General features: G+C 69.7%; 27 protein-coding genes and 1 pseudogene. 17 read left to right on the top strand and 11 right to left on the bottom strand.

What is annotated here, in order from left to right; translation table 11 throughout:
- Positions 1 to 138: 138 nt before the first annotated feature.
- The 13 genes from mshD (at position 139) to asd (ending at position 11,921) form a co-directional block, all read left to right on the top strand.
- Entirely contained in the window at positions 139 to 1,152 is a 1,014-nt protein-coding gene (mshD, locus tag ACRQ5B_RS09810; RefSeq protein WP_432393556.1) for a mycothiol synthase, read from the top strand.
- Between the two features lie 97 nt (positions 1,153 to 1,249).
- Complete coding sequence (locus ACRQ5B_RS09805) at positions 1,250 to 3,514, top strand: RNA degradosome polyphosphate kinase (protein ID WP_432393554.1); 2,265 nt, start codon at positions 1,250 to 1,252, stop codon at positions 3,512 to 3,514.
- Between the two features lie 11 nt (positions 3,515 to 3,525).
- Complete coding sequence (locus tag ACRQ5B_RS09800; protein WP_432393552.1) at positions 3,526 to 4,491, top strand: NUDIX hydrolase; 966 nt, start codon at positions 3,526 to 3,528, stop codon at positions 4,489 to 4,491.
- A gap of 162 nt (positions 4,492 to 4,653) precedes the next feature.
- Positions 4,654 to 6,204 carry a hypothetical protein gene (locus tag ACRQ5B_RS09795; protein WP_432393550.1) on the top strand — a complete coding sequence of 517 codons (1,551 nt, stop codon included), beginning with the start codon at positions 4,654 to 4,656 and terminating at the stop codon, positions 6,202 to 6,204.
- Complete coding sequence (locus ACRQ5B_RS09790) at positions 6,201 to 6,590, top strand: GntR family transcriptional regulator (RefSeq protein WP_432393548.1); 390 nt, start codon at positions 6,201 to 6,203, stop codon at positions 6,588 to 6,590. Before ACRQ5B_RS09795 ends, ACRQ5B_RS09790 begins: the two co-directional genes overlap by 4 nt.
- A gap of 57 nt (positions 6,591 to 6,647) precedes the next feature.
- The gene (locus ACRQ5B_RS09785) at positions 6,648 to 7,451 is read left to right on the top strand and encodes a thymidylate synthase (protein ID WP_432393546.1); all 804 of its coding nucleotides are present in this window, start codon (positions 6,648 to 6,650) and stop codon (positions 7,449 to 7,451) included.
- The gene (locus ACRQ5B_RS09780; protein ID WP_432393544.1) at positions 7,448 to 8,059 is read left to right on the top strand and encodes a dihydrofolate reductase; all 612 of its coding nucleotides are present in this window, start codon (positions 7,448 to 7,450) and stop codon (positions 8,057 to 8,059) included. The genes ACRQ5B_RS09785 and ACRQ5B_RS09780 overlap by 4 nt, the downstream gene beginning before the upstream one ends.
- On the top strand, positions 8,059 to 8,274 hold the full coding sequence (locus ACRQ5B_RS09775) for an NF038396 family protein (protein ID WP_290255970.1): 216 nt from the start codon (positions 8,059 to 8,061) through the stop codon (positions 8,272 to 8,274). Before ACRQ5B_RS09780 ends, ACRQ5B_RS09775 begins: the two co-directional genes overlap by 1 nt.
- A gap of 174 nt (positions 8,275 to 8,448) precedes the next feature.
- Complete coding sequence (locus ACRQ5B_RS09770; protein WP_432393542.1) at positions 8,449 to 9,537, top strand: WXG100 family type VII secretion target; 1,089 nt, start codon at positions 8,449 to 8,451, stop codon at positions 9,535 to 9,537.
- Between the two features lie 14 nt (positions 9,538 to 9,551).
- On the top strand, positions 9,552 to 10,205 hold the full coding sequence (locus ACRQ5B_RS09765; protein ID WP_432393540.1) for a hypothetical protein: 654 nt from the start codon (positions 9,552 to 9,554) through the stop codon (positions 10,203 to 10,205).
- A complete protein-coding gene (locus ACRQ5B_RS09760) occupies positions 10,192 to 10,593 on the top strand; it encodes a hypothetical protein (RefSeq protein WP_432393538.1) in 402 nt (133 codons plus the stop codon). Before ACRQ5B_RS09765 ends, ACRQ5B_RS09760 begins: the two co-directional genes overlap by 14 nt.
- 1 nt (position 10,594) lies before the next feature.
- A complete protein-coding gene (locus ACRQ5B_RS09755; protein ID WP_432393537.1) occupies positions 10,595 to 10,738 on the top strand; it encodes a hypothetical protein in 144 nt (47 codons plus the stop codon).
- A gap of 40 nt (positions 10,739 to 10,778) precedes the next feature.
- Positions 10,779 to 11,921: an aspartate-semialdehyde dehydrogenase gene (asd, locus tag ACRQ5B_RS09750; RefSeq protein WP_432393535.1), complete on the top strand. Its 1,143-nt coding sequence runs from the start codon at positions 10,779 to 10,781 to the stop codon at positions 11,919 to 11,921.
- 9 nt (positions 11,922 to 11,930) lie between these two features.
- Here asd and ACRQ5B_RS09745 read toward each other — a convergent pair whose 3' ends face one another.
- Positions 11,931 to 13,076 (bottom strand): winged helix DNA-binding domain-containing protein, encoded by a 1,146-nt coding sequence (locus ACRQ5B_RS09745; RefSeq protein WP_432393533.1) that lies wholly within the window; start codon positions 13,074 to 13,076, stop codon positions 11,931 to 11,933.
- 100 nt (positions 13,077 to 13,176) lie between these two features.
- Between ACRQ5B_RS09745 and ACRQ5B_RS09740 the strand changes: the two genes are divergently transcribed.
- From ACRQ5B_RS09740 to ACRQ5B_RS09730, 3 genes are read left to right on the top strand one after another with little or no spacing between them, the layout of a single operon-like run.
- Positions 13,177 to 13,314, top strand: coding sequence for a hypothetical protein (locus tag ACRQ5B_RS09740; protein ID WP_432393531.1), 138 nt, complete (start codon positions 13,177 to 13,179; stop codon positions 13,312 to 13,314).
- The gene (locus tag ACRQ5B_RS09735; protein WP_432393530.1) at positions 13,314 to 13,658 is read left to right on the top strand and encodes a hypothetical protein; all 345 of its coding nucleotides are present in this window, start codon (positions 13,314 to 13,316) and stop codon (positions 13,656 to 13,658) included. Before ACRQ5B_RS09740 ends, ACRQ5B_RS09735 begins: the two co-directional genes overlap by 1 nt.
- A 42-nt stretch (positions 13,659 to 13,700) precedes the next feature.
- On the top strand, positions 13,701 to 14,189 hold the full coding sequence (locus tag ACRQ5B_RS09730; RefSeq protein ID WP_412883797.1) for a hypothetical protein: 489 nt from the start codon (positions 13,701 to 13,703) through the stop codon (positions 14,187 to 14,189).
- Here the strand turns inward: ACRQ5B_RS09730 and ACRQ5B_RS09725 are convergent.
- From ACRQ5B_RS09725 to ACRQ5B_RS09685, 9 genes and pseudogenes are all read right to left on the bottom strand, one after another.
- Positions 14,186 to 15,252: pseudogene (locus ACRQ5B_RS09725) on the bottom strand (UDP-N-acetylmuramate dehydrogenase). The gene ACRQ5B_RS09730 and the pseudogene ACRQ5B_RS09725 overlap by 4 nt on opposite strands.
- A 112-nt stretch (positions 15,253 to 15,364) precedes the next feature.
- Positions 15,365 to 16,642: an MFS transporter gene (locus tag ACRQ5B_RS09720; protein WP_412883799.1), complete on the bottom strand. Its 1,278-nt coding sequence runs from the start codon at positions 16,640 to 16,642 to the stop codon at positions 15,365 to 15,367.
- Positions 16,643 to 16,657: 15 nt separating this feature from the next.
- Positions 16,658 to 17,095 (bottom strand): MaoC family dehydratase, encoded by a 438-nt coding sequence (locus tag ACRQ5B_RS09715; RefSeq protein ID WP_412883800.1) that lies wholly within the window; start codon positions 17,093 to 17,095, stop codon positions 16,658 to 16,660.
- A gap of 2 nt (positions 17,096 to 17,097) precedes the next feature.
- Positions 17,098 to 17,577, bottom strand: a complete 480-nt coding sequence (locus tag ACRQ5B_RS09710) for an FAS1-like dehydratase domain-containing protein (protein ID WP_412883801.1) — start codon at positions 17,575 to 17,577, stop codon at positions 17,098 to 17,100.
- Positions 17,578 to 17,587: 10 nt separating this feature from the next.
- Entirely contained in the window at positions 17,588 to 17,821 is a 234-nt protein-coding gene (locus tag ACRQ5B_RS09705) for a DUF3188 domain-containing protein (RefSeq protein WP_432393528.1), read from the bottom strand.
- The gene (locus tag ACRQ5B_RS09700) at positions 17,815 to 18,708 is read right to left on the bottom strand and encodes a DUF2797 domain-containing protein (protein WP_432393526.1); all 894 of its coding nucleotides are present in this window, start codon (positions 18,706 to 18,708) and stop codon (positions 17,815 to 17,817) included. The genes ACRQ5B_RS09705 and ACRQ5B_RS09700 overlap by 7 nt, the downstream gene beginning before the upstream one ends.
- A gap of 127 nt (positions 18,709 to 18,835) precedes the next feature.
- Positions 18,836 to 19,699 (bottom strand): HpcH/HpaI aldolase/citrate lyase family protein, encoded by an 864-nt coding sequence (locus tag ACRQ5B_RS09695; protein WP_290255983.1) that lies wholly within the window; start codon positions 19,697 to 19,699, stop codon positions 18,836 to 18,838.
- 146 nt (positions 19,700 to 19,845) lie between these two features.
- Positions 19,846 to 20,793: an aldo/keto reductase gene (locus ACRQ5B_RS09690; protein ID WP_432398736.1), complete on the bottom strand. Its 948-nt coding sequence runs from the start codon at positions 20,791 to 20,793 to the stop codon at positions 19,846 to 19,848.
- A gap of 47 nt (positions 20,794 to 20,840) precedes the next feature.
- Positions 20,841 to 22,547, bottom strand: coding sequence for a glycoside hydrolase family 13 protein (locus ACRQ5B_RS09685; protein ID WP_432393523.1), 1,707 nt, complete (start codon positions 22,545 to 22,547; stop codon positions 20,841 to 20,843).
- 83 nt (positions 22,548 to 22,630) lie between these two features.
- On the opposite strand from ACRQ5B_RS09685, the gene ACRQ5B_RS09680 reads away from it, so the two are divergent.
- Entirely contained in the window at positions 22,631 to 23,752 is a 1,122-nt protein-coding gene (locus ACRQ5B_RS09680) for an ROK family protein (protein ID WP_432393521.1), read from the top strand.
- Positions 23,753 to 23,859: 107 nt separating this feature from the next.
- On the opposite strand, the gene ACRQ5B_RS09675 is transcribed toward ACRQ5B_RS09680, so the two are convergent.
- The gene (locus ACRQ5B_RS09675) at positions 23,860 to 25,431 is read right to left on the bottom strand and encodes a Na+/H+ antiporter (RefSeq protein WP_432393519.1); all 1,572 of its coding nucleotides are present in this window, start codon (positions 25,429 to 25,431) and stop codon (positions 23,860 to 23,862) included.
- Between the last annotated feature and the right edge of the window lie 79 nt (positions 25,432 to 25,510).

The raw sequence follows: 25,510 nt of genomic DNA, 5'->3' as shown, positions 1-25,510 counted from the left end.
CCCCCTCACATTCCAAAACAGCGATCTGATCGATCAATCCCTGCGCCGGATGAGTTACCGACTATACGCATCCGGCGGCGATGCATCAAATCCGGCGGATACCCCGTTCCCGGGCCCGGGGACGTATAGCCTTGCACCATGAGTCCCGCGCACCCGGAAAACTGGCCCGTACTCACCCTGGAGGGAGCTGTGGATGAGCAGCTGCTGCGTGATGTCAGGACGCTGGTGGCCGCCGCGGAGGAATCCGACGGCAACCCGCCCCTGTCCGAGCAGACGCTGGTCACCCTGCGGGCGGCGGACGCCGGCCCGCAGTCGGTGATGACCCTGGCGCTCTACTCCCCCGACTATTCCGGCAAGGCCGCGGATGAAGACGTTCCGCAGGCTTCCGACGCTCCCGCCGGTCCGCACGGCAACGACCTGGCCGGCGTCGCCGTCGTGATCGGGGAGCCGGACGGCGGCGCGGTGCTGGAGGTGGCGGTGCACCCCAGCTACCGCAACCAGGGCGTGGCGGACCGTCTGGTCAGCGAACTGCAGCGCGTGCGTGGCCTCGACGGCCTGAAGGCGTGGTCGCACGGCAACCATGAGGCCGCGGCGGACCTTGCGGCCCGGTACGGGTACGTGCCGGTCCGGGAACTGTGGAAGATGCGGCTGGCCACGGCAGCCTCGGACCTGCCGGACGTGCCGCTGCCGGAGGGCGTGACGCTGCGCAGCTTCGAGCCGGGACGGGACGAGGAGCCTTGGCTGGCGGTGAATCGTGCCGCGTTCGCCCACCACCCCGAACAGGGCGCCATGACCCGCGCCGACCTGGACGCCCGGATGGCCGAGGACTGGTTCAGCCCCGAGGGATTCCTGCTTGCCGAGGACGCCTCCGGCCGGCTGCTCGGCTTCCACTGGACCAAGATCCACCCCCGGCACGGCGACCACCCCGCGATCGGCGAGGTCTACGTCGTCGGCGTCGCCCCGGAGGCCCAGGGCACCGGACTCGGCAAGGCCCTCACCGTCGCCGGGATCCGGCACCTCCAGCGGCAGGGCCTGCACGCGGTGATGCTGTACGTCGACGGCGACAACATCCCCGCCGTCGCGCTCTACCGCCGGCTCGGCTTCACCCGCTGGGACATGGACGTCATGTACGCCCCGCGGACCGCCGGCTAGGGCGCACCACGGCCGCCGGACCGGGCGTCAAACGGGCTCGCCGGGGTGCGAATCCTTGTAAGGTTGAAGCTACATCGCGCCAGCATTAGGAGAGACCATGCAACGGGAACACGCCGGGACGGCCACGTCTGAAGCCGGAACGCAGAACACCTCCTCCCGGCCGGCGCGGGCCCGGTTCGGCTCCTCCGAAGTTCCCGCCTCGCGCGCCACCCAGGACCGGATCGACATCCCGGAGTTCGCCCCGAACCTCGAACCGGAGGGCGACATCAGCCCGGACCGGTTCCTGGACCGCGAGCTGAGCTGGCTGGCCTTCAACGCCCGCGTCCTGGAACTTGCCGAGGATCCGAACCTGCACCTGCTGGAACGGGTCAGCTTCCTGTCCATCTTCGCTTCCAACCTGGACGAGTTCTTCATGGTCCGGGTGGCCGGCCTCAAGCGCCGCATCGCCACCGGACTCGCCGTGCCGTCCCCGGCAGGGCTGAGCCCCATGCAGGTCCTGGAACAGATCGGCGAGGAGGCGCACCGGCTGCAGCAGCGCCACGCCCGTGTCTGGGCCGAGCAGATCCGCCCGGCCCTGGCCTACGAGCACATCCACCTGATGCACTGGGACGAGCTGGATGACCAGGCCAAGGACCAGCTCAGCGCCATGTTTGCCGAGAAGGTCTTCCCGATCCTGACGCCGCTGGCCGTGGACCCCGCGCACCCGTTCCCTTACATTTCCGGCCTCTCCCTGAACCTCGCCGTCGTGGTCCGCAACCCGGTCAGCGACAAGGAACTCTTCGCCCGCGTCAAGGTCCCCGACCAGCTGCCGCGGCTGATCTCCATCGACGGCCCGCGCGCCGGGTCCGTGCCCGGCCGGGTGGCCCGCTTCATCGCGCTCGAGGAAGTCATCGCCGTCCACCTGGACCAGCTGTTCGCCGGCATGGAGGTGCTGGAGCACCACACCTTCCGCGTGACCCGCAACGAGGACGTCGAGGTCGAAGAGGACGACGCCGAGAACCTGCTGCAGGCGCTGGAGAAGGAACTGCTGCGCCGCCGGTTTGGCCCGCCCGTCCGGCTGGAACTTACCAACGACATCAACCCCAACATCCGGGCGCTGCTGATCCGTGAGCTGGGCGTCGAGGAGTCCGAGGTGTACTCCGTGCCCGCGCCACTGGACCTCCGCGGCCTCTCCGTCGTCGCCGGGATCGACCGGGCGGACCTGCACTACCCCAAGCACGTCCCCCACACCTCCCGCTACCTGAACGAATCGGAGACCTCGAAGGCGGCCAACGTCTTCGCGGCGATGCGCCGCCGGGACATCCTGCTGCACCACCCCTACGACTCGTTCTCCACCTCGGTCCAGGCCTTCCTGGAGCAGGCCGCCGCGGACCCCAAGGTCCAGGCCATCAAGCAGACCCTGTACCGCACCTCCGGTGACTCACCGATCGTCGACGCCCTGATCGACGCGGCCGAGGCCGGCAAGCAGGTCCTGGCCCTGGTCGAGATCAAGGCCCGCTTCGATGAGCAGGCCAACATCTCCTGGGCCCGGAAGCTGGAGCAGGCCGGCGTGCACGTGGTCTACGGCATCGTGGGCCTGAAGACGCACTGCAAGCTCTCCCTGGTGGTGCGCCAGGAAGTGGACGGGCTGCGCCGCTACTGCCACATCGGCACGGGCAACTACCACCCCCGCACCGCCCGCTACTACGAGGACCTGGGCTTGCTGACCGCCAACGAGCAGGTGGGCGAGGATCTGTCCCGGCTGTTCAACCAGCTCTCCGGCTACGCGCCCAAGTCCACGTTCAAGCGGCTGCTCGTGGCGCCGCGGTCCGTCCGGTCCGGCCTGATCGACCGGATCGAAACCGAGATCCGCAATGCCCGCGCCGGCATCGCCTCCCGGGTGCAGATCAAGGTCAACTCCATGGTCGACGAGGCCATCATCGACTCCCTCTACCGGGCCTCGCAGGCCGGCGTGAAGGTGGACGTGATCGTCCGCGGCATCTGCTCGCTGCGGCCGGGTGTGCCGGGCCTGAGCGAGAACATCACGGTCCGCTCCATCCTGGGCCGGTTCCTGGAACACTCGCGCGTCTTCGCCTTCGCCAACGCCGGGGACCCCGTGGTCTACATCGGTTCCGCGGACATGATGCACCGCAACCTGGACCGCCGGGTCGAGGCCCTGGTCCAGCTCTCCAGCAGCGACGACGTCACCTACGTGCTGGACATGCTGCGCCGGTACATGGACCCCGCGACGGCCAGCTGGCACCTGGACCGCAGCGGCGAATGGTCCCGCCACCACCTCGCCGAGGACGGCACCGAACTGCAGGACGTCCAGTCCTGGCTGCTCGCCTCCCGTTCCCGGCAGCGCCCGGCGAGCCTGCGCTAGGGCCGCCGCTAGTGAACAGCGACGCGCTGGCAGCGGACCAGACCGAGCATGCCGGCGAACCGATCGCCGTCGTCGCCGCCGGGGCCCTGCCCTGGCGGGTGAAGAAGGACACGCTGGAGGTCCTGCTGATCCACCGGCCCCGCTACGACGACTGGTCCTGGCCCAAGGGCAAACTGGATCCGGGCGAGACGGTTCCCGAGTGCGCGGCCCGGGAGGTCTCCGAAGAGATCGGCCTGCGGGCGCCGCTGGGCATCCCCCTGCCGCCGATCCACTACCGGGTCAACGCCGGGCTGAAGGTGGTGCACTACTGGGCGGTCGACGTCGACGGCGCTCCCCTGCACCCGGACGGCAAGGAAGTGGACAGCGTGCTGTGGTGCGCGCCGGAGAAGGCAGCCCGCCTGCTCACCAATCCCTCCGACCGCGCGCCGCTGGACGCGCTCGTGGCCGCCCACGAGCGGCACGAGCTGGAGACCTGGCCCCTTGTGGTGATCCGGCACGCCAAGGCCAAGCCCCGCTCCTCCTGGTCCAAGGCCGAGGGTGACCGGCCGCTGGCGGCCACCGGAACCCGCCAGGCCCAGGCCGTGGGGAGGCTGCTGCAGGCATGGAGCCCCTCCCGCGTGGTCACCAGCCCGTGGCTGCGCTGCGTCGCGACGGTCGCGCCCTATGCCAAGGCCGTGGACGCCAAGGTCAAGTTGCACGATTCACTCACCGAACACCTGCACAGCCGCAGCCCCCACAAGACAGCCAACGTGGTGGAGGGGCTCTTCGACAAGGAACGGCCGGTGGCGCTGTGCACGCACAGGCCGGCGCTCCCCACCGTGTTCGCGCAGCTGGGCAAGCACATGAACTCCAGGCTCCGCGCCCTGCTGCCGGAGTCGGATCCGTATCTTGCGCCGGGCGAACTCGTGGTCTGCCACGTCTCGCGGGCCAAGGGCAAGGTTATCGCCGTGGAGCAGTTCCGCCCGTTCGACGACTAGATCCTTGACCCCCGTGTCCCGCCGGGCTAGTTTGTATCAAATGCTTGATACAAAATAGGCGGATCATTGGGGGATCTTATGCCGGGCCTTCTGTACGTGCCATCGATGCTGGTGGTGGGGCTCTCGCTGGGCGCCATGGTGGTGTACATCGTGCTCCGCTAGGTGAGCCGCGACCCCGCCACCGGAACATCGGCCGCGTCGCTGTCCAATCATGCGCTGTGGGTGGGGATCATCGGCTGGTTTGCCAGCTCGCTTCAGGGCGCGATGAACCTCGGCATCATCCCGGCCAATCCCTCGGGGGCGCCCTATGCCAGGACCACAGACGCCGTCGCTCTCGCCCTGGCCTGGCCGGTCCTGGGCTGCCTCGCGGTGCACGCCGTGGGACAGCTCAGCTACCCCGGGCCCCAGCAGGCCCGACGTCGGACGGTGCTCTCCGTACGGCGGATCCGGGATTTCCTGCCGCGCCGCCTGGCGCTGGTGACGGGCGGGATTTTCGCAGCGGCCGGTGCGTTGATCGCCGTCGTTGCGACGCTGCCGGGCTTCGACGCCGTCCCGGCCGTTACCGTGAACGACGGATCCGTCCCCCTGATCCTGGGAGGCCGCGACGGGCGCATCCCCGGACTGGAACTGGCCGCCTGGCTCGGCGGGGCGCTGGTGGTCCTGGCCGGCGGCACTGTGCTGGTGCTCCTTCTCATCGCCGGCCGCCGTCAGCTGGAGGCCCTCGACGCCGCGGACAATGCGACCCTGCGCAGCATCGCCATGAACCGCCTGCTGAGGACCGTCGCCACCATCGCCGCGGGCCTGGGCGTCATCGCAGGCAACTTCGCGACGCACCCGGGTCCGGCCGCCGTTTCCACGGGGTGGGTCAATCCGGCCGGACTGGCCGGCATGGCGGTGTTGCTGGTGATGTTCTGCTGGCGGCCGCCCACGCTGGCGGCGTCGCTGCTCGGACCCGATAACCGTCCGGTTGAGGGGCTGCGATCCGGCCAGCATCCGGCGGCACGACTGCTGTCCTCGCTTGGGCCGCTCCACGCCGCTGCTGCCGGGTTGCCGGTGGTGGTGGGGGCATTCGTCCTCTCCGGTCCGGCTGCCGAAACCTTCGAGCTGGGCTGGGCCGTCTTCGCCACCGTCGCCGCGGTTGCCTCATCAGCCGTCCTGGCCGCCGGGGAGCTGGTGCTCCAGCACAACTACGGCGACGCCGGAGTCCCCCGCGGCCAGCCACGCAGGACCGTCGGCCCGGCGATGCTGACCACGGCCATCCTGGCGCTCGTCGCATTCCTGCTGGCCTTGGCCATCACGGCCGTCGGTCAGAGTTCACTCGGTGGCGCGGCGGACTGGCTGCCCATCGCGGGGCTGGCGGCTGTCGGCGCGGCCGCCTCCCTGCCGGTCGCACTGCTCTCCCAGTTCCGGCGAAGCGTCCTCAACGGGCCGGACACAGCGCTCCGGACCGTCACCGTGCACCGGGCCGTGCGGACCCTGTCGTCGCTCCTGGCCGCGTTGACCGCCGCCTTGCTCATGACCCAAACCCCGGCATGGGCTGCGGTCTTCGCGCCGGCCGGGACCGGAGTGCCTTTCGGGTACTCCGTCGGTGAGTGGTGGCCCGCTTCCGCGGCGGGCGCCGTCTTCGTTGCTGCCGCCATCGTCATCGCCATCGTGCCCGTCCGTCTTCCGCACGGAGGTTTCGTACGGTCCAGCCCGCAGCCGGCCGCATGACCGCAGGACTTTCCATCGATCTCCGCTCGGCAGTGCCCCCGTTCGAACAAATCCGGGCCCAGATTGCGGCGTTGATCTCAGCCGGCGCCCTTGAGCCGGGGGCACAGCTCCCGACCGTGCGGCGGCTGGCGGCAGACCTGGGCATCGCCACGGGTACGGTCGCCCGGGCGTACCGGGAGTTGGAGCACGCCGGTTTGGTCGAGACGGGCCGCCGGAAGGGGACGACGGTGGCAACCTCACTGCCGCCGAAGGCCAGCCCGGGAGGCGCCGGCGTCGAGGTGGCGCAGGCTGCCGACCGCCTCATCGCCGCTGCCCGCTCTGCCCATCTGGACGATGCGGCGGTCCTCGAACTGCTCAGGGTGCGGCTGTCCCGCACCTACGACTAGGACCGGCCGCCGAACACCGCCTCCGGGTTCCGGTCAGTAGGTCAGTAGACTGGTGGGGTGAGCATCCCAACGCCCTACGAAGACCTGCTTCGCGACGTCCTGGAGCACGGCACCCACAAATCCGACCGCACGGGAACGGGCACCAGCAGCGTCTTCGGCCGCCAGCTGCGCTTCGACCTGGCCGACAGCTTCCCGCTGATCACCACCAAGCGGGTGCACTTCAAGTCGATCGCCGCCGAACTGCTCTGGTTCCTGCGCGGCGACAGCAACGTGAAGTGGCTGCAGGAGCAGGGCGTCACCATCTGGAATGAATGGGCCGACGCCGACGGCGAGCTGGGCCCGGTTTACGGCGTGCAGTGGCGGTCCTGGCCCACGCCCGACGGCGGCCACATCGACCAGATCGCCGAGCTCATCGAGAACCTCAAGAGCAACCCGGACTCCCGCCGGCACATCGTCTCGGCCTGGAACGTCTCCGAACTCAAGAACATGGCACTGCCGCCCTGCCACGCGTTCTTCCAGTTCTACGTGGCCGACGGCAAGCTCTCCTGCCAGCTGTACCAGCGTTCGGCTGACCTCTTCCTCGGTGTCCCGTTCAACATCGCCTCCTACGCCCTGCTGACCCTGATGGTCGCCCAACAGACCGGGCTGGAACCCGGTGAGTTCGTCTGGACCGGCGGGGACGTGCACATCTACGACAACCACGTGGACCAGGTCCGCACCCAGCTGGAACGCGAACCATACGAGTACCCGGCGCTGAAGCTCACCCGAACCCCGGCGTCGATCTTCGACTACACCCTTGAGGACTTCGAGGTGGTCGGCTACCGGCACCACCCCACGATCAAAGCCCCGATCGCCGTATGAGCACCGAACCCCAGCAGGGCAACACGGCGGCCGCCCCGGCAGAGCCCGGCGGCTTCACCGACCAGTTGCACGGCAGCCTCACCGGCCTGGGCCTGGTGTGGGCACAGACAAGCACCGGAGTGATCGGCCAGGGCGGCACCATGCCGTGGGAGCTGCCCGAGGACATGCGGCACTTTAGCCGGCTCACCGCCGGACACCCGGTCATCATGGGACGGAAGACCTGGCAGTCCTTCCCCGCGAAGTTCCGCCCCCTTCCCGGCCGGGCCAACATCGTCATCACCCGGCAGGACGGCTGGGGCGACACCCCCGAGGCGGAGGGCGCCCTGGCCGTGGCATCCCTCGATGAGGCGCTCCTGGAGTCGCAGTTCGCGCCCGGCCCGGAGATGGTCTGGGTGATTGGCGGCGGGGAGATCTACGCGCAGGCCCTGGACCTGGCCGACGTCGCCGTCGTCACCACTATCGATACCGCTGCCGAAGGCGACACCTTCGCCCCCGAGCTCGGCTACGAGTGGCGCACCGATGCCACGTACCCGGCCGACGGCTGGCTCACCGCCGCCAACGGCACCCGCTACCGGATCACCCTCTGGCGCCGTACGGAGGCCAAATAATGCTACGTAAACCCGAAACCCTGTTCGTCCTGGGCTACATGCTCCTGCCCCTGCTGGCGCTGCTGTCCGCGATCGTGGGACTGACCATGATCCTGGGCGGCAACAAGATCGCCGGGGCGATCGTGCTGGTGATCGTCACCCAGGTGTTCGCCTTCGGCGCCATGTTCGCGCTGCGGCGGCGCAAGAGCGCCCTGCTGGCCGACGACGGCGAGTAGCGGCCGACGTCTCCTGCGGGACCCGGATGGGGAGAGCACCCCATCGCGGGCTGCCGGCAACCGGGTTAGATTGGGGCGGTCCGGTTCACGGGTCCCCTCGCTGAGGTGGACGCCTGCCGGTGGAATACGTGGGAGTGCGGCAGCGGCACAGTAGGCTGGTGCCCGACAAAGGGGATGGACATCGTGACAGGTCACGTGTGGGGCGCCGACGTCGCCCAGCTGCGCATGCTGGCGCAAAGCTTCGGGCAAACCTCGGAGACACTGCTGCAGCAGTCGACGGCCCTGACGGCGGCGATCAACAACAACACGTCGTGGAAGGGTGCGGACAGCGCGCGCTTCACCTCGGAGTGGAACGGCAGCCACCGCGCCCTGATCCAGCAGACCGCCCGGGCGCTCAAGCAGCAGTCCAAGCAGCTTCTGACGCAGGCTGACGAGCAGGAGAAGGCCAGTAACGCCAAGGCCGGGTCCGGCGGCGGGCCGCTGGGTCCGCTCGGCCATGGCGCCGGCGCATGGGCTGTGGTAGGCGGCGGCGCGGCCGCCGGGGGCGTTGCCACCATCAGGTCCATCATGGGGATCCATAAGAACATCAAGGCTCCCTTCACTCTGGCGAAACACCTCGGGCAGTATGGCTGGGTGCTCAAGAACGAGCGGGATGCACTGTCCAAGGCGTTCTTTACCAGCGGTCGTCACCGGGTGGGCGGCCCCGGATTCACCGCCCGCAACCTTTTGCGAAGTGACCCTCTCAAGAAGCTGCTCACGAAATCGACGGAGTCAAGCAAGACGATCGGCCTGATCGACAAGGCCTCGGACATCGCATCGCTCAAGGACCTTAACAAACACCTCCCCGGGCTGTCACGATTGGCGCCGCTGCTGGAAGAGCGGCAACTCTTTGGGGCTGGCAAAAGCTGGGACTGGCTAGGGAAATCCGGTCTGTCCCGAACTCTCGGCTGGGCCGGGGTCGGATTCAATGCCGTGGACACGGTCAAGAACTTCTCGGAAGGCAAACTCCTGGACGGCGCCGCCAGCCTGGGCAAAACGATGCTCGGTGTCGGATGCTTCATGCCACCACCTGCGGGGACCATCTGCCAAGTGGCCAGCGTGGGCGTAGCCATTTACGAGAATTGGGACACCATTACCAGCGTGGGAAAGAACGTCGGCGAAGGCATCGCCAATGCCGTCAAGGATCCCGGGAAGTTCGTCAGCGATGCCGCTGACAGGGTCACAGATGCTGGCAAGTCCGTGGCACACTTCTTCGGCTTTTAGATTAGGAGAACTACATGACAGTCCAGGACGAAACCGCCTACGAGCCCCGGCTCGGCGTCGATGTCGTCGGGTTCGGCGTTGGCGAAATCGCCTACCTGCTTGACGTTTTCGAGGGACCGGCCCGTGACCGTTCCGTCAGCGTCTTCCGGGCTGAAGAGATGGTGGACGACGTCACTCTGGCGACCGCCGGCGCCTCCTCACTGCTGGCACGGGATATGGCCACGGTCGATGAAGAGGGAGACCTCGGCGTGACCGGTGTCGCCGCCGCCGTCGCGGCTGCCTTTGGCCAGGCGACCCGCTGGACGGAGGTGTCCCTCCTGGCACCCGAGTCGATGGACAACGTGCTGCTCATCGAGGCCCCCGACATCGCGCTGATGCTCCAGCCCCGGCTGCTGGGCACATGGTTCGCGTTCGCGCAGGACCCGGCCATCACTTCTGCGGAAGCGACACTGCGCTTGGTCCGGCAACACGCTCAGGACAACCCCGGAGGCTCCGCCTATTTCGTTTTCAAGACCCTTGAGGATGAAACCCACCTGCTGGTGCGCAGGGAGGGCGACTTCTGGACGACCGGCGTTCCCGACTTCGCCACTGATCAGGTCGAGGAAACTGAAGGCCTGGACGATGTCGCTCTGTTGCGGGCCATCGAGGAGTGCCGTGGCGAGGCGTAGCAGGGACGTCCCGCAGGATCCGGGATATGTTCCGCCCGAGCCTCCGGAGAACCGGGTTCGGCACCGGCTGGGAGATAACGGTGAGGTTGTCGCTTACACCGACGAAGAATACGGCGTACGCAAAGACGACGGGCTGGGCGTCATCAAGCCGGTCAATAGCGCCAACGGCATTCTTTTCCTGGCTATCCTGCTGACGATCGGAATGGGTGGGCTGGTCTACTTCGTCGTCCAGGTCATCAGGCAGGACGCCTGGCACATCGCTGGCGAGGTCTGGTGGGTCTTTCCCGCGTGCATCTTCCCGTTCACCGCTGCCTGGTTCAACTACTTTAAGGAACGCAAAGCCGAAAGGCTTCGCAAGGCCCGTAACCTGCCCCGGCCAGTGGAATAGCGTGACGGAGGAGCCGCATGCGCGTCTGTTGCTGTCCCGAAACGTTGACAATGCGGCCGAAAGCGAGGAAGCACACCTAAAACACTTCGCGACCGAAAACGGCGAGATCGTCGCCTACACCGACGAGGCAAAGGCTGTGGCGTAACCGACTGCGGCTCCGGCGGCGTGAAGTCTAAACTGGCCCAATGACTACAGCAGCTTCCCCGACCGTCGGACTGGTCGGATGGCGCGGCATGGTCGGCTCCGTCCTGATGCAGCGCATGCAGGACGAGGGCGACTTCGCCGCCATCAACCCGGTCTTCTTCTCCACCTCCAACGCGGGCGGTGCAGCCCCGGACATCGCCGGTGCAGCGTCCGGCGCGGCCGGGAAGCTGGAGGACGCCTACGACGTCGAGACCCTCGCGAAGCTGCCGATCATCGTCACCGCCCAGGGTGGTGACTACACCAAGCAGGTCCACGGCGAACTGCGCAGCCGCGGCTGGGACGGCCTCTGGATCGACGCCGCCTCCACCCTGCGGATGAGCGAAGACTCAATCATCGTTTTGGACCCGATCAACCGCGACGTCATCGACGCCGGCCTGGACGGCGGGGTCAAGGACTTCATCGGCGGAAACTGCACCGTCTCCTGCATGCTCATGGGCCTGGGCGGCCTGTTCACCAACGGCCTGGTCGAGTGGGGAACCTCCATGACCTACCAGGCGGCCTCCGGCGGTGGCGCCCGGCACATGCGCGAACTGCTCAGCCAGTTCGGCACGCTCAATGCCGAGGTCAGCACGGAACTGGACGACCCGGCGTCGGCCATCCTCGAGATCGACCGCAAGGTCCTCGCCCACCAGCGCACCGACATCGACGCTACCCAGTTCGGCGTGCCGCTGGCCGGCTCGTTGATCCCGTGGATCGACGCGGACCTGGGCAACGGCCAGTCCAAGGAAGAGTGGAAGGCCGGCGTGGAGACCAACAAGATCCTTGGCACCTCCGCCGCGGACCGGGTGATCATGGACGGCCTCTGTGTCCGGATCGGCGCCATGCGCTCCCACTCGCAGGCCCTGACCCTGAAGCTCCGCGAGGATCTCTCCGTTGCGGAGATCGAGAAGCTGCTGGACGCGGACAACGAGTGGGCCACCGTGGTGCCCAACACCAAGGAAGCGTCCATGGCTGACCTGACCCCCGTGGCGGCGTCCGGCACATTGAACATCCCTGTGGGACGGATCCGCAAGCTGGAGATGGGCCCCGAATACATCAGCGCCTTCACCGTGGGTGACCAGCTCCTCTGGGGCGCGGCCGAGCCGCTGCGCCGCATGCTCAAGATCGCCACCGGCACGCTCTGACGCCCGGGGCTACAGCCCCAGGAACCGCCGGTACTCCGCGGCCCGCAGCTCGAACGAATGTCGGGCGGCGGGCCGCAGTCCGTCCCGGCCCTCGAAGGGTTCTGCGACGACGACGACGCCCTGGTTCCCGCCGGCGCCCTGGTTCCCGCCGGCGACGGCCCGGCCGCGGCGCGCCGTGGCGCTCCACGTCCCGACCACCTGCCCGCCGGCGACGATGGTCTTCTTGAAGACGCCGTTACCGCCCGGCACGATCTTGTCAGCGTGGTCGGCCGGGAGGACGACGGACCGGTCCGTGTAGCCGAGGACGAACTCGTCGAACCCCGGCAGTGCCAGTACGGAGCGGCCGCCGGGCACACCCTCGGCCAGCAGCGCCGCGGTTTCCGGGGCCAGCCAGTAGCGGTTCCCCTCGAACTCCAGCTCCGCCAGTTGGTCCCTGATCTGCGCCAGCGCGGCGCGGGTCTCGGTGAGCGGAATCCCGGACCACCAGGCGAAGTCCCGTTCGGTGGCCGGGCCGTGGCTGAGCAGGTAGCGCAGCAGCCATTCGGCCGTCCCCTCCGCCCGATCCAGGGTCCGCGACGCCGTGATCCAGTCATCGAAGGCGACCACCAGCTGCTGGTTGCCCGCAAGCGGACCCAGGACCAGCAGGCCCAGCTGGCAGAGGGCCGCGAGCAGGTGGATACCGCGCTGCCCTGCCGGGGATTGCCCCGCATGGTCAAATGCCTCGAACAGCTCCGCCCGGCTGACTGCTGCACCGCCGGCCACCCGTTGCAGCGCGGCGTCCGCGGCGGCGTCGATGTCCGCGCTGGTGATGTCCAGTTGCCGGTGCCGTGCGCCCAGGCTCCGGAGGAGCCGGCCGGAGGTGATCTGCAGGATCCAGCCCAAGTCCTCGGGAGCGAGCAGGTGAAGAGTCCCGCGCATCGGCCAGGACCGGACCACTTCGCCGCGGTCCAAGGCGTCGCGCACGTCGGCCAGGGCAGCCCCGGGGACCCGCACGCCCACGGCCCAGAGTGCGGCCGGCAGGTCCTGGGCCTGCATCGCCGTCATGGTCCGTACCGCCTCCGGAACCGACGCGAAGCCCGCCCCGACCAGTCCCTGCGACACGAGCCGGAGCCGCCCCAGCAAAGGACGGGTCAGGCGCGGACCGGTGCGTTCCATGGCACCATCCTAGGACCGCCTTCCGGCCGCCCGCGGGAACCCGCGGAACCCCCGGATCCCTCCCAGCGTCCGCCCAGCCGGAGTCCTTTAAACTGGATCAATGACATTGGGAGACGTGTGGCCCCGGCTGCGGCCGCTGTGCCGGAGGCTGGCCCTGCTGGGCTGGGTCGCCAGCGCGGTGGGCATGGCCGCGGGACTCGCCGTCGCCATCGCCAGCGGCACCCGCCTCTCCCCCTGATGACGACGTTCCAGACCGTCTCCGTGGCCGCCATGGCCGTCGCCGTCGTAAGCTTCGCGACCGCCGCCACCCTGCAGCCCCGGCGGACCCCCAGGGAGCAGGAGCGCCGGGACCTGGAGCTGGACCCGGGCGCCGCGTTCCCTGCCACGGTGCAGAGCCTGCTGCTGGGGTCCCTGGCCCTGCTGGCCGGAGCGGTGGCCTTCGCATGCGCCGGGCTGATGCTGCGCAGCGGCCCGAGCGTGCAGTCCGTGGCCTTCTGCCAGGTGTTCCTTCTGGGCGCGGCCGCCTCCGGCTTCACGTTCATGCTCTTCACCAAGGTGGTCCCGCGGCGGGGACGCAACTAGTCCGCTGCTGACGTGGCCCGGCCCCTCCCGTAGGCTGGCACGATGACTGTGGGGAGTTTACTTGGCGGGGTGGGACGCGCCCGCCTCTGGTGGCTGTCGCTGGCGAGCCTTGCCGTCGCCGCAGGAACCGCCGCGACGGCGGGAGCCCTGGGCCAGGAGGCGACCGGCCGCGACCCGGAGCCCTATCTCATCTGGGGAATCCTGGGGTTGGCCGGCGGGTACGCCTCACTCTCGGCCGGAGGCCAGGCTGTCACTGCGGCGCCCGGGAAGGTCAGGCTGCTGCGCGGCTGGCGTGAGCATCCCGGATCGGTCCGGGTGCTGGTGGTGCTGACCGCCCTGGGCACGGCGGCATCCATCACAGCCATGGCGCTGGGTCTGAACCATGTTTTCGGCGGGATACGGGCGAGCACACTTTCCGCGGCCGTCTATTACCCCACCATGGCGCTGGCGGGCTGGGCGCACGCGCTGGCGGCGTCGGCTCTGAAGACCCGCGCACGGCAGGAAGACCCCGCCCCGGATACCCTCCGCTAGAGTTCGACGCCGATTAGCAGTGGTTCTGGGTGCAGCTCGATGCCGAACCGGTCGGCGACCCCCGGCGCACCTCGCGGGCGATGGCCAGCACATCATCGGTGCTGGCGCCGCCGCGGTTGGTGATGGCGAGGGTGTGCTTAGTGGACAGGGATGCCCTGCCGCCGGACACGCTGCCCGGTTCCAGGCCGAACCCCTTGCCGAAGCCGGCCCGGTCGATCAGCCACGCTGCGGAAAGCTTGACCATGCCTTCGGCGCCCGCGGGGAACCGGGGCGCATCGGCCGGCAGCCGGTCAGCGGTCCCGGCCGGCACGATCGGGTTGGTGAAGAAGGACCCGGTGGAATAGGTATCGCGGTCCTCGGCGTCCCAGACCATGCCCTTGGAGGAACGCAACCGCAACACCTCGCGGCGGACATCGTTGGAATAAGCCCGCTGGCCGACCTCCACGCCGAGGGCCCGGGCCAGCTCGGCGTAGCGGATGGGGGCGCTCATGCGTCCCAACGGAAGCTGGAATTCGACCGTGAGGACCACGTAGCGGGGCGAACCAGCGACGGTGGTCTGCTTCAGGATCGAGTCGCGGTAGCCGAACTTCAGTTCGGAATTGGTGAAGGTCTGCACGGCGTTCCGCTGCCGGTCCCAAGTGCGGACCGTAGCGATGGTCTGGGACACGTCAGCCCCGTAGGCGCCGACATTCTGGACCGGGGTGCCGCCGGTGGCGCCGGGGATGCCGGAGAGCGCCTCGATGCCCGACCACGCGTGCCTGACGGCGTGTTCCACCATCGCGTCCCAGTTGTGACCGGCCTGGACCACGACGGCGACGCCGCCGCAGGAGTCCTCGGCGTTGACGGTGAACCCTTGGGAAGCGATCTTCACCACCGTGCCGGCGAACCCGGCGTCGGCAACCAGGAGGTTCGAGCCGCCGCCGAGGATCAGCACCGGCTCCCCCGCGGCGTCGGCGGTGCGGACGGCGTCGATAATCTCCGCCTCGGTCCGGGCCTCCACATAGCGGGCGGCGGGACCGCCGACGCCGGCGGTGGTCAGGGAGGAAAGCAGAGTCTGGGTCACCCCTCCAGCCTAGCCGCGTTCGGCGGCGCCTCCGAAAGCGTGGGCGGCCGCCGGGGAAGGCAGGCCGGCACCCGGGTGGGTATGCGGCCTGGCACCGGACAACGGACCATCGTCAGGCGGTCTTGCGCGCCACCGGCGAGAGCAGGAAACTGACCACCAGCATCACCATCACGGCCAGCAAGGAGTGCAGGATTCCCACGTGCTCGGCCAGCAGTCCCAGCAGCGGCGGTCCGCAGAGGAACGCGCCGTAGCCGATGGTGGACACCACGGAAACCCGGGCCGCGGCGCGCACGGGATCGTCGGCCGCGGCGGACATCCCCACCGGGAAGCCCAGGGACGCGCCGAGTCCCCAAAACGCGAGGGCCACATAGGCCAGCCACGGCACCGGGGCGAAGACGAACAGGGCGAGGCCGCCGACGGCCAGCGCGGCGCACCAGCGCATCACCGGGACCCTGCCGAAGCGGTCCAGCGCCACGGTTCCGGCGAACCGGCCCACGGTCATGAAGGTGACGAACAATCCGTACCCGGCGGCCCCGGCGGCCTGGGTCTGGCCGTGGCCGTCGGCCAGCGCCAGTGCCACCCAGTCCCCCGCAGCCCCTTCGGCGAGGGCCAGGCCGAGGACCAGCACGCCCAGCAGCAGGGTCCTGCGGTCGCGCCAGGCCTGCGCGATCTGGCGTTTGTTGTCCAGGGGTATGGCCTGATCCTGGGTGGCCTGGCTGATCACGGGGATGGGCCCGGTGGACGGGTCCTCGAAGGTATCGGGGCCGGAGGGGGTGAAGGGTTCCTCGGCGGCCACCGGGGTGACGTCGGCGCGGAACCAGGTGGCGGCCGTGGCCACGGATCCGGCGACGACGGCGCCGACGACGGCCAGGTGCCAGGCGACCGGGATCCCGGCGCCGGCGGCCCACGCTCCGGCGCCTGCCCCGGCGACGGTTCCGAGGCTGAAGGCGCCGTGCAGGCGCGGCATGATGTGCCGGCGCACCGCCCGCTCGACGGCGGCCCCCTCGACGTTGGAGGCGGTGTTCCAGCTGGCAGTACCCAGGCCCACCACCACTAGCCCGGCCGCGACCGCGAGCGGGTTGACCAAAACGGAGGTGCCGATCCCGGCGATCACCAGCCCGATGCCGACCATGATGCTGCCGATCCGGATGGTCTGCTTGGACCCGAAGTGCAGCACGATCAGCCCGGACGCGGACACGGAGACGAAGGACCCCAGCGTCATGCAGAGCAAGAGCAGGCCCACGGTGCCCGGGGTCAGGTCCAGCCCGTCACGGATGGCGGGGATGCGGGACACCCAGCTGGCGAAGGCGACGCCGCTGAAGGCGTAGGCCGCGACTACTGCGTTGCGCCACCGGGTGATCTCGGTGGCCTGCGGGGTTCCGACCGTCACGGCAGCGCCATCGGGTCAGGCCACCTTGACGACGGCCTGGGCCTTCATCAGGACCTTCTGGCCGCCCGAGACGACGGTGAGGTCCACGCGTGCGGTGCCCGCGTCGGCGTCGAGCGCGCCGATGACGGCACCGACCTCGATCACGGCGCCGGCGTCGGGCGTTCCGGTGGTGTCCGCAACGGGGACCGGCTTGCTGAAGCGGGTCTGGAAGTCGACGACGGCGGCGGGGTCGCCGGCCCAGTCGGTGACGAGCTGGACGACTGCGCCCATGGTGAACATGCCGTGCGCGATAACGCCGGGCAGCCCGACGCCGGTGGCGAAGGCCTCGTTCCAGTGGATGGGATTGAAGTCTCCGGAGGCGCCGGCGTACTTGACCAGGTCCGTGCGGGTGACCTCGATGGTGCGGCTGCCGAGGTCCTGGCCGACGGTGAGTTCTGTGAAGGTGGGGCTCATGGTTACTGTCCCTCTCCGCGGACCAGGATGGACGAGGTGGTGGTGGCGACCGGGACGCGCTGTCCGGCGTCGGCTCCGGCGTCGCCGCCGGTGACGGCGAAGATTTCGGCGCGGGTGGTGATCATGGCCCCTCCGCCCATGGCGCGGACGCCGTCGACGTGCAGTTCGGCGACGAGCCGGTCCCCTGCGGTGATGGGGCGGTGGTGGACGAAGCGCTGGTCCGCGTGGACCACGCGGGAAAAGTCGATGCCGGAAGCCGGGTCCGCGATCAGCTGGGCGTCGGCGCGCTGGGCGACGATGATGGCGAAGGTGGGCGGTGCCACCAGGTCCGCGTGGCCCAGCGACCGTGCGGCCTCGACGTCGAAGTGGGCGGGGTGGGTGGCCTTGACGGCGCGCGCGAATTCGCGGATCTTTTCCCGGCCGACGTCGTACACCTCTGCGGCAGGGTAGCTGCGGCCCTGCAGGTCCGGATTAATAGTCATGAGTCCAGCCTCAGCGGCCGCTAACGCTGGAGTTTTTGCGGATCGCCTGGCCGCGGACCACCATGCCGGCGATGTGCAGGATGAGGCCGGCGCCGATCACGCCGAGGGCGGTGAACGACAGCGGCTGGTTGCCGGTGGAGTTGCCGATCAGGGTGAGGATGATGCCGGCGGCGATCAGTCCCATGGCTCCGAATACGAGCACCTTGTAGCGGGTCGGCGCGGTGGCCCAGAATTCGTTCAGCACCCTGCCATTCTACGGGGCCGGTCCGGGCGGCCCGCGCCGGCGTGGAAGCCCCGGCTTGGAAGCTCGGCCCGGAAGAGCGCCTCCTGGACCGCCGGCACCTCGGAGTGGTGCTCTCCGGTTTCCAGCCGGCGTCCCTTCAGGTCTCCGAGGTTGATGACGAACTCCGGCCCGCTGTCCGTCAGGCAGGCCAGGGCGATGCCGCCGCTCAGGGACCGGATGGTGAAGCCGTGGGCGTCGGCGGCGAGGGGGTGCGGGTACGGGTGCCGGGGGCTGTGGCGGCAGGCCAGGTCCGCCAGCGCCGGCCGGGTCCAGGGTTCGTCCACCACTTCGTACCCGTCGCCGCCGGCCACACTCAGCAGCGTCCTGGCCCGTTGAGCTGCCTCGGCGTTGCGGGCATCGATCTCCGCCGCGGGGCGCGGGGCGGCCTGGCCTGCGGCCTTGGCGGCGGACCGGATCTGCTGGGGCAGGCCGGCGTCCCGGGTGATCAGGTCCTCGAGCAGCCGGACGATCCGGCCGTCGTCTGCCCGGGCAATGTACCGTGCCGCCACCGCGCCCTGTTCGGCGAGCCGGTGCCATTTCCGCAGCGCGGAGGCCGTGCCCACCTTGGTGACGCCGTGGGCGAAGGTGGCGACGTAGAGCCAGTGCGGCTGCATCAGGTAGGCCCGCAGGCCGGGCGGGACGCGGCCGCCGCGGTGGAAGTCGTGGATCAGGCGGGAATCGTCCGCGCCGAAGCAGGGGCCGCACTGGTTCCCGCGTTCGGCGTGGGCGTTCCGTGGGCAGGGGATGTGGTCCCGCTCGGCCGGGCCGTGCACCCGGTGGTGGCCCAGACAGTGTTTGCCGGGGACGGAGATCCGGAACCCGAGCCGGGTTCCGGCGTCGAGCCCCACGTCCCGGAAGCCGCCCGTGCCGTCCTGGACGCGCAGGGCGGCGCGGGGGTTCTGCGGTTGATCCCAAAGACCCCGTGAACCAGCTCGTTGGCATGGTTCACGGGGTCTCCTGACGGGTCGGGCGCGGCTACAGGGCCGGCTGCACCCCAAAGGCTACCGCGAGCTTCATGATCTTCTCGGCGCGGCCCAGGCGCGGCAGGTCGGAACCGTCGCGGATGACGCGGCCGTTGGCCTCGAAGTCGGCCATGAAGTCGGTGGCCCAGGCGACGTCCGACGGCGTCGGGCTGATGACCTCGTTGATGACGTGGGTCTGGTCGATGGCCAGGCAGAGCTTGCCGGTCATGCCCATCATCACGGTGATGCCGGTCTGCTCGCGAAGGATCGGGTGGTTGGTGCCCACCGTAGGGCCGTCGATGGGGCCGGGCAGGTTGCCGACGCGGCTGGCGACGACGAGCTTGGCGCGCGGGTAGGCCATGGCCTCCGGGGTGGCGGCCATGCCGGTGTCGCGGCGGAAGTCACCGGAGCCGAAGGCGAGGCGGAACGCGCCCTGGGCCTTGGCGATGTGGTTGGCTTCCTCGATGCCGACGGCGGATTCAACCAGCGGGATGACGGGGGTCTTGCCGTCCATGCGGTGGAAGCTCTCGGTGACCTGGTCTGCGGACTCGGTCTTGGCCAGCATCACGCCGAGCAGGCCGGGGGTGCCGCGGAGGCCGGCGAGGTCGTCGGCCCAGAACGGGCTGGTGGCGTCGTTGATCCGGACCCAGGCGTTGCCGCCCGCGGTCAGCCAGTCGACGACATGCTGCCGGGCCTGGTCCTTCTGGGAGGGGTCCACCGCATCTTCGATGTCCAGGATGATCGCGTCGGCGCGGGACTCCGAGGATTCGGTGAACAGCTCCGGCTTCATGGCGTTGACCAGCAGCCAGGAGCGGGCGATCTCGGCCGGGACATTGCGTTGGGGCCGGACAATCCCGGCGGTGGTCGTAGAGGTCATGCCTCTACGCTAGCCGCCCGGAACGTCCGGCCGCCAAGTAATACCCCGGTTCCGGGCGACCATTACGACCAAAATCACGTTCCGTTCGCCCGCGGGCCGGCAGGTGGGGCCTATAACGGCCTCGCCTGCCGGCCCGGTGGGGTCGGTTAGGGGATGTTGCTGCCGCGGGCGGTGATCCAGAGCCGGTACCACTCCGGCCGGGTCATGGCCGCGGCCACGTCCGCCGCACCGGCGCAGGCGCGGATTCGCTCCGGGTTGGCACTGCCGATCACCGGGGAGATGCCGGCCGGATGCTTCATCAGCCAGCCGAGCACCACGGCTTCGCCGGTGGTGTCCTTCTCCGCCGCCATCGCGGCGACGAGGTCCGCCGTCGCGCCTGCGGCGGCATCCCCACCACCCGCCGCCCCGGTATACCGGCCCTGGGCAAGCGCCCCGTAGGCCTGCAGCCCGATGCCACGACGGACGCAGTGCTCCACGGTGCCGTGCGGGAAGCTGTAGTCCGCCCCGTCGGCATGGTTCACCAGGACCGTGCTCTCCAGCCAGGCCCGGGCCGCCAGGCTCATCTCCAACTGGTTGGCCACGACGGGCACTTCCAGGCGGTCCTGCAGCAGGTCGATCTGCGCTGCGGACATGTTGGACACGCCAACCGCGCGGACCTTACCCTCGACCATGAGCCGGCCGACGGCGGAGGCCACCTCGGCCGGATCCAGCAGGGGATCCGGCCGGTGCAGCATCAGCACGTCCACGTAGTCCGTCTTGAGCCGGGCCAGGCTGCCGTTGACCCGGTCCAGGATGGACTCGCCGCTCAGGTCGTAGTAGGCGTCGAGTCCGTTCTCGCCCAGCCGGATCCCGCACTTGGTCTGCAGGCGGATTCGTTCGCGCAGGCCCGGCGTCCGCGCCAGCACTTCGCCGAACACCGCCTCGGCCTTGCCGCTGCGGTAGATGTCGGCATGGTCGAACAGGGTGATGCCGGCCTCCAGGGCGGCACCAACCGCGGCCGCCGCCTGATCGACATCGGCTGCCGTGTACGGCTCCGCCGACCAGCTGCCGCCCAGGCCCATGCAGCCATAAATCAGTTCCTGGACGGGCTTCAGTTCCCGGACGGGGCTCAGTTCCTGGACGGAGAGCAATTCTTCGGCACTCACCGCAGCCAGACGGTGGTGTTGCCAGGCAGCCGACCGCCGTCGAGGGGTCCGCTGCTGATCAGCACCTCACCGGCGGGCAGGTCGACGGCGTCGGAGCCGAAGTTCGTCACCGACTGCCAGCCGTCGTGCCGGCGGAAGTGCAGGACACCCGCGGCGGCGTTCTCCACCCATTCCAGGTTCTCGGAGGCCTGCAGCTCGCGGCGGAGCTTGAGGGCCTTGCGGTAGAACTCCAGGGTCGAGCCCTCCTGGCCGTCCTGGGCGGCGACGGCGTAGCGGCCGAACCATTCGGGCTGGGGCAGGTGGGCGGGGCCGGCGCCGAAGCCGAAGGAGCTTCCCTCGGTTTCCCAGGGCAGCGGGACGCGGCAGCCGTCGCGGCCGATCTCGACGCCCTTGTTGCGGAAGAACGTGGGGTCCTGACGCTCGGAGTCCGGGATTTCGCCGACTTCCTGGAGGCCCAGTTCCTCACCCTGGTACAGGTAGGCGGAGCCGGGGAGCGCCAGCATCAGCAGCGTGGCGGCCCGGGCACGGCGCAGGCCGAGTTCGATGTCGAGCTCCTCGGCGGGGGCGCCGGCGAGGAGCCAGCCCTTGCCGTCCTGGCCCTTGGCGTGCCTGCCGCCTCCCTGCGGGAGGCCGTAGCGGGTGGCGTGCCGGACGACGTCGTGGTTGGAGAACACCCACGTGGACGAGGCACCCGACTCGGTGGCCTCGGCGAGGTTGCGGGTGATGATCTCCCGGAACTCGTCAGCGTGGAAGTCGGCCTGCAGCAGGTCGAAGTTGAACGCCTGGCCCAGGCCCTGCGGGCTGGCGTAGCGGGCGCGGCGGCTCGCGTGGACCCAGGCCTCGGCGACCGCGGTGCGCGGCGGGTTGTATTCGTTGAAGACCTCGCGCCACTCGACGTAGATCTCGTGCACCTCATCGCGGTCCCAGAACGGGTGCGAACCGTCGATGAAGCCGTCGGTGCCGGTGTTGGCCTCGCTGAGCTCCAGCTTGGAGAGCAGCGGCTCGGTCAGGTCCTTGGTCAGGGCGTGCGCGACGTCGACGCGGAAGCCGTCCACGCCACGGTCGGACCAGAAGCGCAGGGTCTTGAGGAAGTCGTCCCGGATCTCGCGGTTGGACCAGTTCAGGTCCGGCTGCTCCTTGGCGAAGATGTGCATGTACCACTGGCCCGGGGTGCCGTCGGTCTCGGTGATGCGCTCCCAGGCGGGGCCGCCGAACACGGACTCCCAGTCCGAGGGCGGGATCTCGCCGTTCTCACCCTTGCCATCGCGGAAGATGTAGCGTTCGCGGGCGTCCGAGCCGCGCGGGGAGGCGAGTGCCTCCTTGAACCATTCGTGCCGGTTGGACGAGTGGTTGGGGACGATGTCGGCGATCAGCTTGATCCCGGCGGCGTGCAGCGCGGCGGACATCTCGTCGAAGTCGGCGAGGGTCCCCAGCTTGGGGTCGACGTCGCGGTAGTCGTCGACGTCGTAGCCGCCGTCGGCGAGGGCGGACGGGTAGAACGGGGAGAGCCAGACGGCGTCGATGCCGAGGGCCTTCAGGTACGGGACCTTGGCAGTGATGCCCTTGATGTCACCGATGCCGTCGCCGTTGGAGTCGGAGAAGCTGCGCGGGTAGATCTGGTAGACGGACGCCTGGCGCCACCAGTTCGGGTCGGCGGCGGCGTCGGATCCGGACAGGGTGGCCAGCGTGGCGGTGTTCGACAAGTGAAGTCCTTTTGAGAGCCGGGTCTGATACTTTGGACAGCATATTTTAGATAGAAACTAAATCTATTACCGCTCAATTATGGGTGCCGCGTCACAGGGAGGTCAAGATTCCGCAGTCGCACGCCGCCGGGACGCCGCAGTCCCTCCGCCGGGTCAACGCCCAGGCGGTGCTCGCCGCCGCCCGGACCACGGACGTGGCCACCGGCACCGGGCTGATGGCAGCCACAGGACTCACCCGCGCCACCGTGATCGCCGTCTGTGAGGATCTGGTCCGGAGCGGCTGGCTGAGGGAACTGGACGCCCCGGCACGCGACGGCGCCTCCACCTCCAATGCCGCCGGCAAGCCGCGGAAGGGCCGGCCCGCGCGGCGCTTCGAGCTGAATGCCCGCGCCGGCGTCGTCCTCGGCGTCGACATCGGCGCGGGGACCACGACGGCGGCCGTCGCGGACCTGCGCGGCACCGTCCTCGGCCGGGCCAGTGCGGCCTTCCGGGCCACGGATATCCCGGCGGAGGAGCGCGTCAGCGTGGTGGACCGGGCCTGCCTGGATGCGCTCCGCGAGGCTGGCGAGACCCCGGAGAAGGTGCTGGCGGTGACGGCCGGCATCGCTGCGCCCGTCGACCGGGAGGGTACCGTCCTCGCCGCCCAGCACTTCTGGACCCTGTTCGACGTCGGGCTCCGCTCCGCCCTCCACGAACGCCACGGCTGGCCGGTGCGGCTCGAGAATGACGCCAATCTCGCTGCCCTCGGCGAACGCTGGCGCGGAACCGGTGCCGGGGTCTCGGACCTAGTGGTGCTGCTGGCCAGTGAACGCCTCGGCGCGGGGGTGCTGGAATCGGGCCGGCTGCTGCATGGCCGGGCGGGCGGCGCCGGCGAGATGGGGTTCCTCTCGCTGGTGGAGGGCGTGGGCTCCAGCGCGGGCATCGCGAGTCTGGCCCGGACGTGGCAGGCGGAGGCCGGGGGGCCCACCGGCGGAGGTCAGGCAGGCGCCCGGCGGGTGTTCGCCGATGCAGCGGCCGGGGATGCCGCGGCGCTGGAGATCCTTGAGCGCCTCGCCGAGCGGATGGCGCGGGTGATCGCCGCGATTGCCAGCTTCATCAACCCCGAGCAGGTGGTGATCGGCGGTGCCGTCGCCGATTCCGCGGGCGCACTGCTGCCCGGCATCACCGCCGCCCTGCCGGCCCTGACCGCTACTCCCCGCGCGTGACCGTGTCCACGCTGGGGGATGCGATCGTGACGGTCGGCGCCGTCCGGCACGCCCTGGACTACGTCGAGGCGAACGCATTGGACCTGCGGCTGACGCCGTAGGGGCCGCTACTCCGGCATGGTCATGGTGCGCAGGTCCAGCTGCCGCAGCACGCGGTCCGCCACCTCGGGGTCCATGTCCGGTTCGCTCCGGGCGGCCACGACCTCCTGGCGGGCCGCGTCCAGGGCGATGGTCTGAACCGCGATCGCCAGCTCCCGGCCGCGCTTGCGCTTGTCCCCCAGGCTCTCGTTGCGCAGGCTGCCGTCGAGTAGCTCGGCGTGCAGGCGGGTCATCTTCTCTTTGACCAGGGCCACCTTCTCCGGCGGCAGTTCCTTCATCAGCTGGTGGTCCTTCAGTGCGGCGACGGCGGCCTGCTGGGCGCGGGCGGCCAGCAGGCGGGCGGCATCCCGCTCCACGGACCCGTCCTCGGAGGCCTTCAGCACGCGCATCAGCCAGGGCAGCGTCAGCCCCGGAAGCACCAGGGTGGCCAGCAGCACGGCGCAGGCGATGACCAGCAGCTCGCTGCGGGCCGGGAACGGTGAGCCGTCCTCCAGGGTCAGCGGCAGCGCGAGCGCCAGGGCCAGGGTGGCCAGCCCGCGCATGCCGCACCAGGTGAGGATCAGCACCTCCTTGGCGGAAGTGGGCCGGAGCGTGTTCTTGCTGCTGCGGGCCAGCCCGGACATCAGCGCCAGCCAGCCGAAGCGGACGGCGAAGACCAGGACGCAGATGACCGCCGCGGTCCCCACCATGCCGAGGACGGCAGAGCCCTCGTCATGGATGACCTGCCGGATTTCCAGGCCCACTAGCCCGAACGCCAGGCCCGTGACAAGCAGTTCCACCACATCCCAGAACGCGGTGCGGGTGATCCGCTCGGCGGCGTCCTGCGGCCGAGCGTGGCGCTGCACCTCGAGGGCGGTGACGACGACGGCGATGACGCCCGAAGCGTGCAGTTCCTCGGCGAGGATGTAGGCGGCGAACGGCACCACGAGGGTGACGGCGCTGCGGGCCACCATGGACTGCACCAGCCGGGTGATGAGGCCGGTGAGCCAGCCCATGGCGATCCCGACGCCCACGGCCAGGGCCGCGCCGAGCGCGAACTGGAGGACGACGTCGGGTCCCAGCTTGGTGCCCGAAACGGACGCGGCGACGGCGGCTTGGAAGATGACGATGGCCGCCGCGTCGTTGAACAGGCCCTCGCTTTGCAGCACGGTGATCAGCCGGCGGGGCATGTGGACCCGGCCGGCGATGGAATCCACGGCCACGGGGTCCGGGGGTGCCACCATGGCCCCGAGGGCGATGGCGGCGGGGATGCCGATGCTCGGAATCATCAGCCACGCGGCACCGGCCACGACGGCGGTGGAAACCACAACCAAGGCGACGGCGAGCATCAGCAGCGTGCGCCAGCGGACCCTGAACACGGCCCAGGAACTGCGTTGCGCGGTGGCGAACAGCAGCGGCGGGAGGAAGACCGGCAGGATCAGCTCCGGGGTGATGTCCACCTCCGGGAAGCCGGGGATGAAGGTCAGCCCCACCGCCAGGATCAGCATCAGCACCGGGTAGGGCAGCCGGAGCCGGTCCCCCAGACCCACGGCCACGACGGTGGCCAGCAGTAGTCCAATAATGAGGGCCAAAAGGTCCATGTGCTCACTTTCCCCGGGGTGATTGCTGCCAGCCCCTCGGCGGAATCGCCGTTTCGGGGCGGCCGGGAGCCCCTACCAC

Origin of the sequence: Pseudarthrobacter sp. L19, from assembly GCF_050859435.1 — a bacterium.
GTDB lineage: Bacteria > Actinomycetota > Actinomycetes > Actinomycetales > Micrococcaceae > Arthrobacter.
This window is presented reverse-complemented; position numbering and strand designations above follow the sequence as displayed.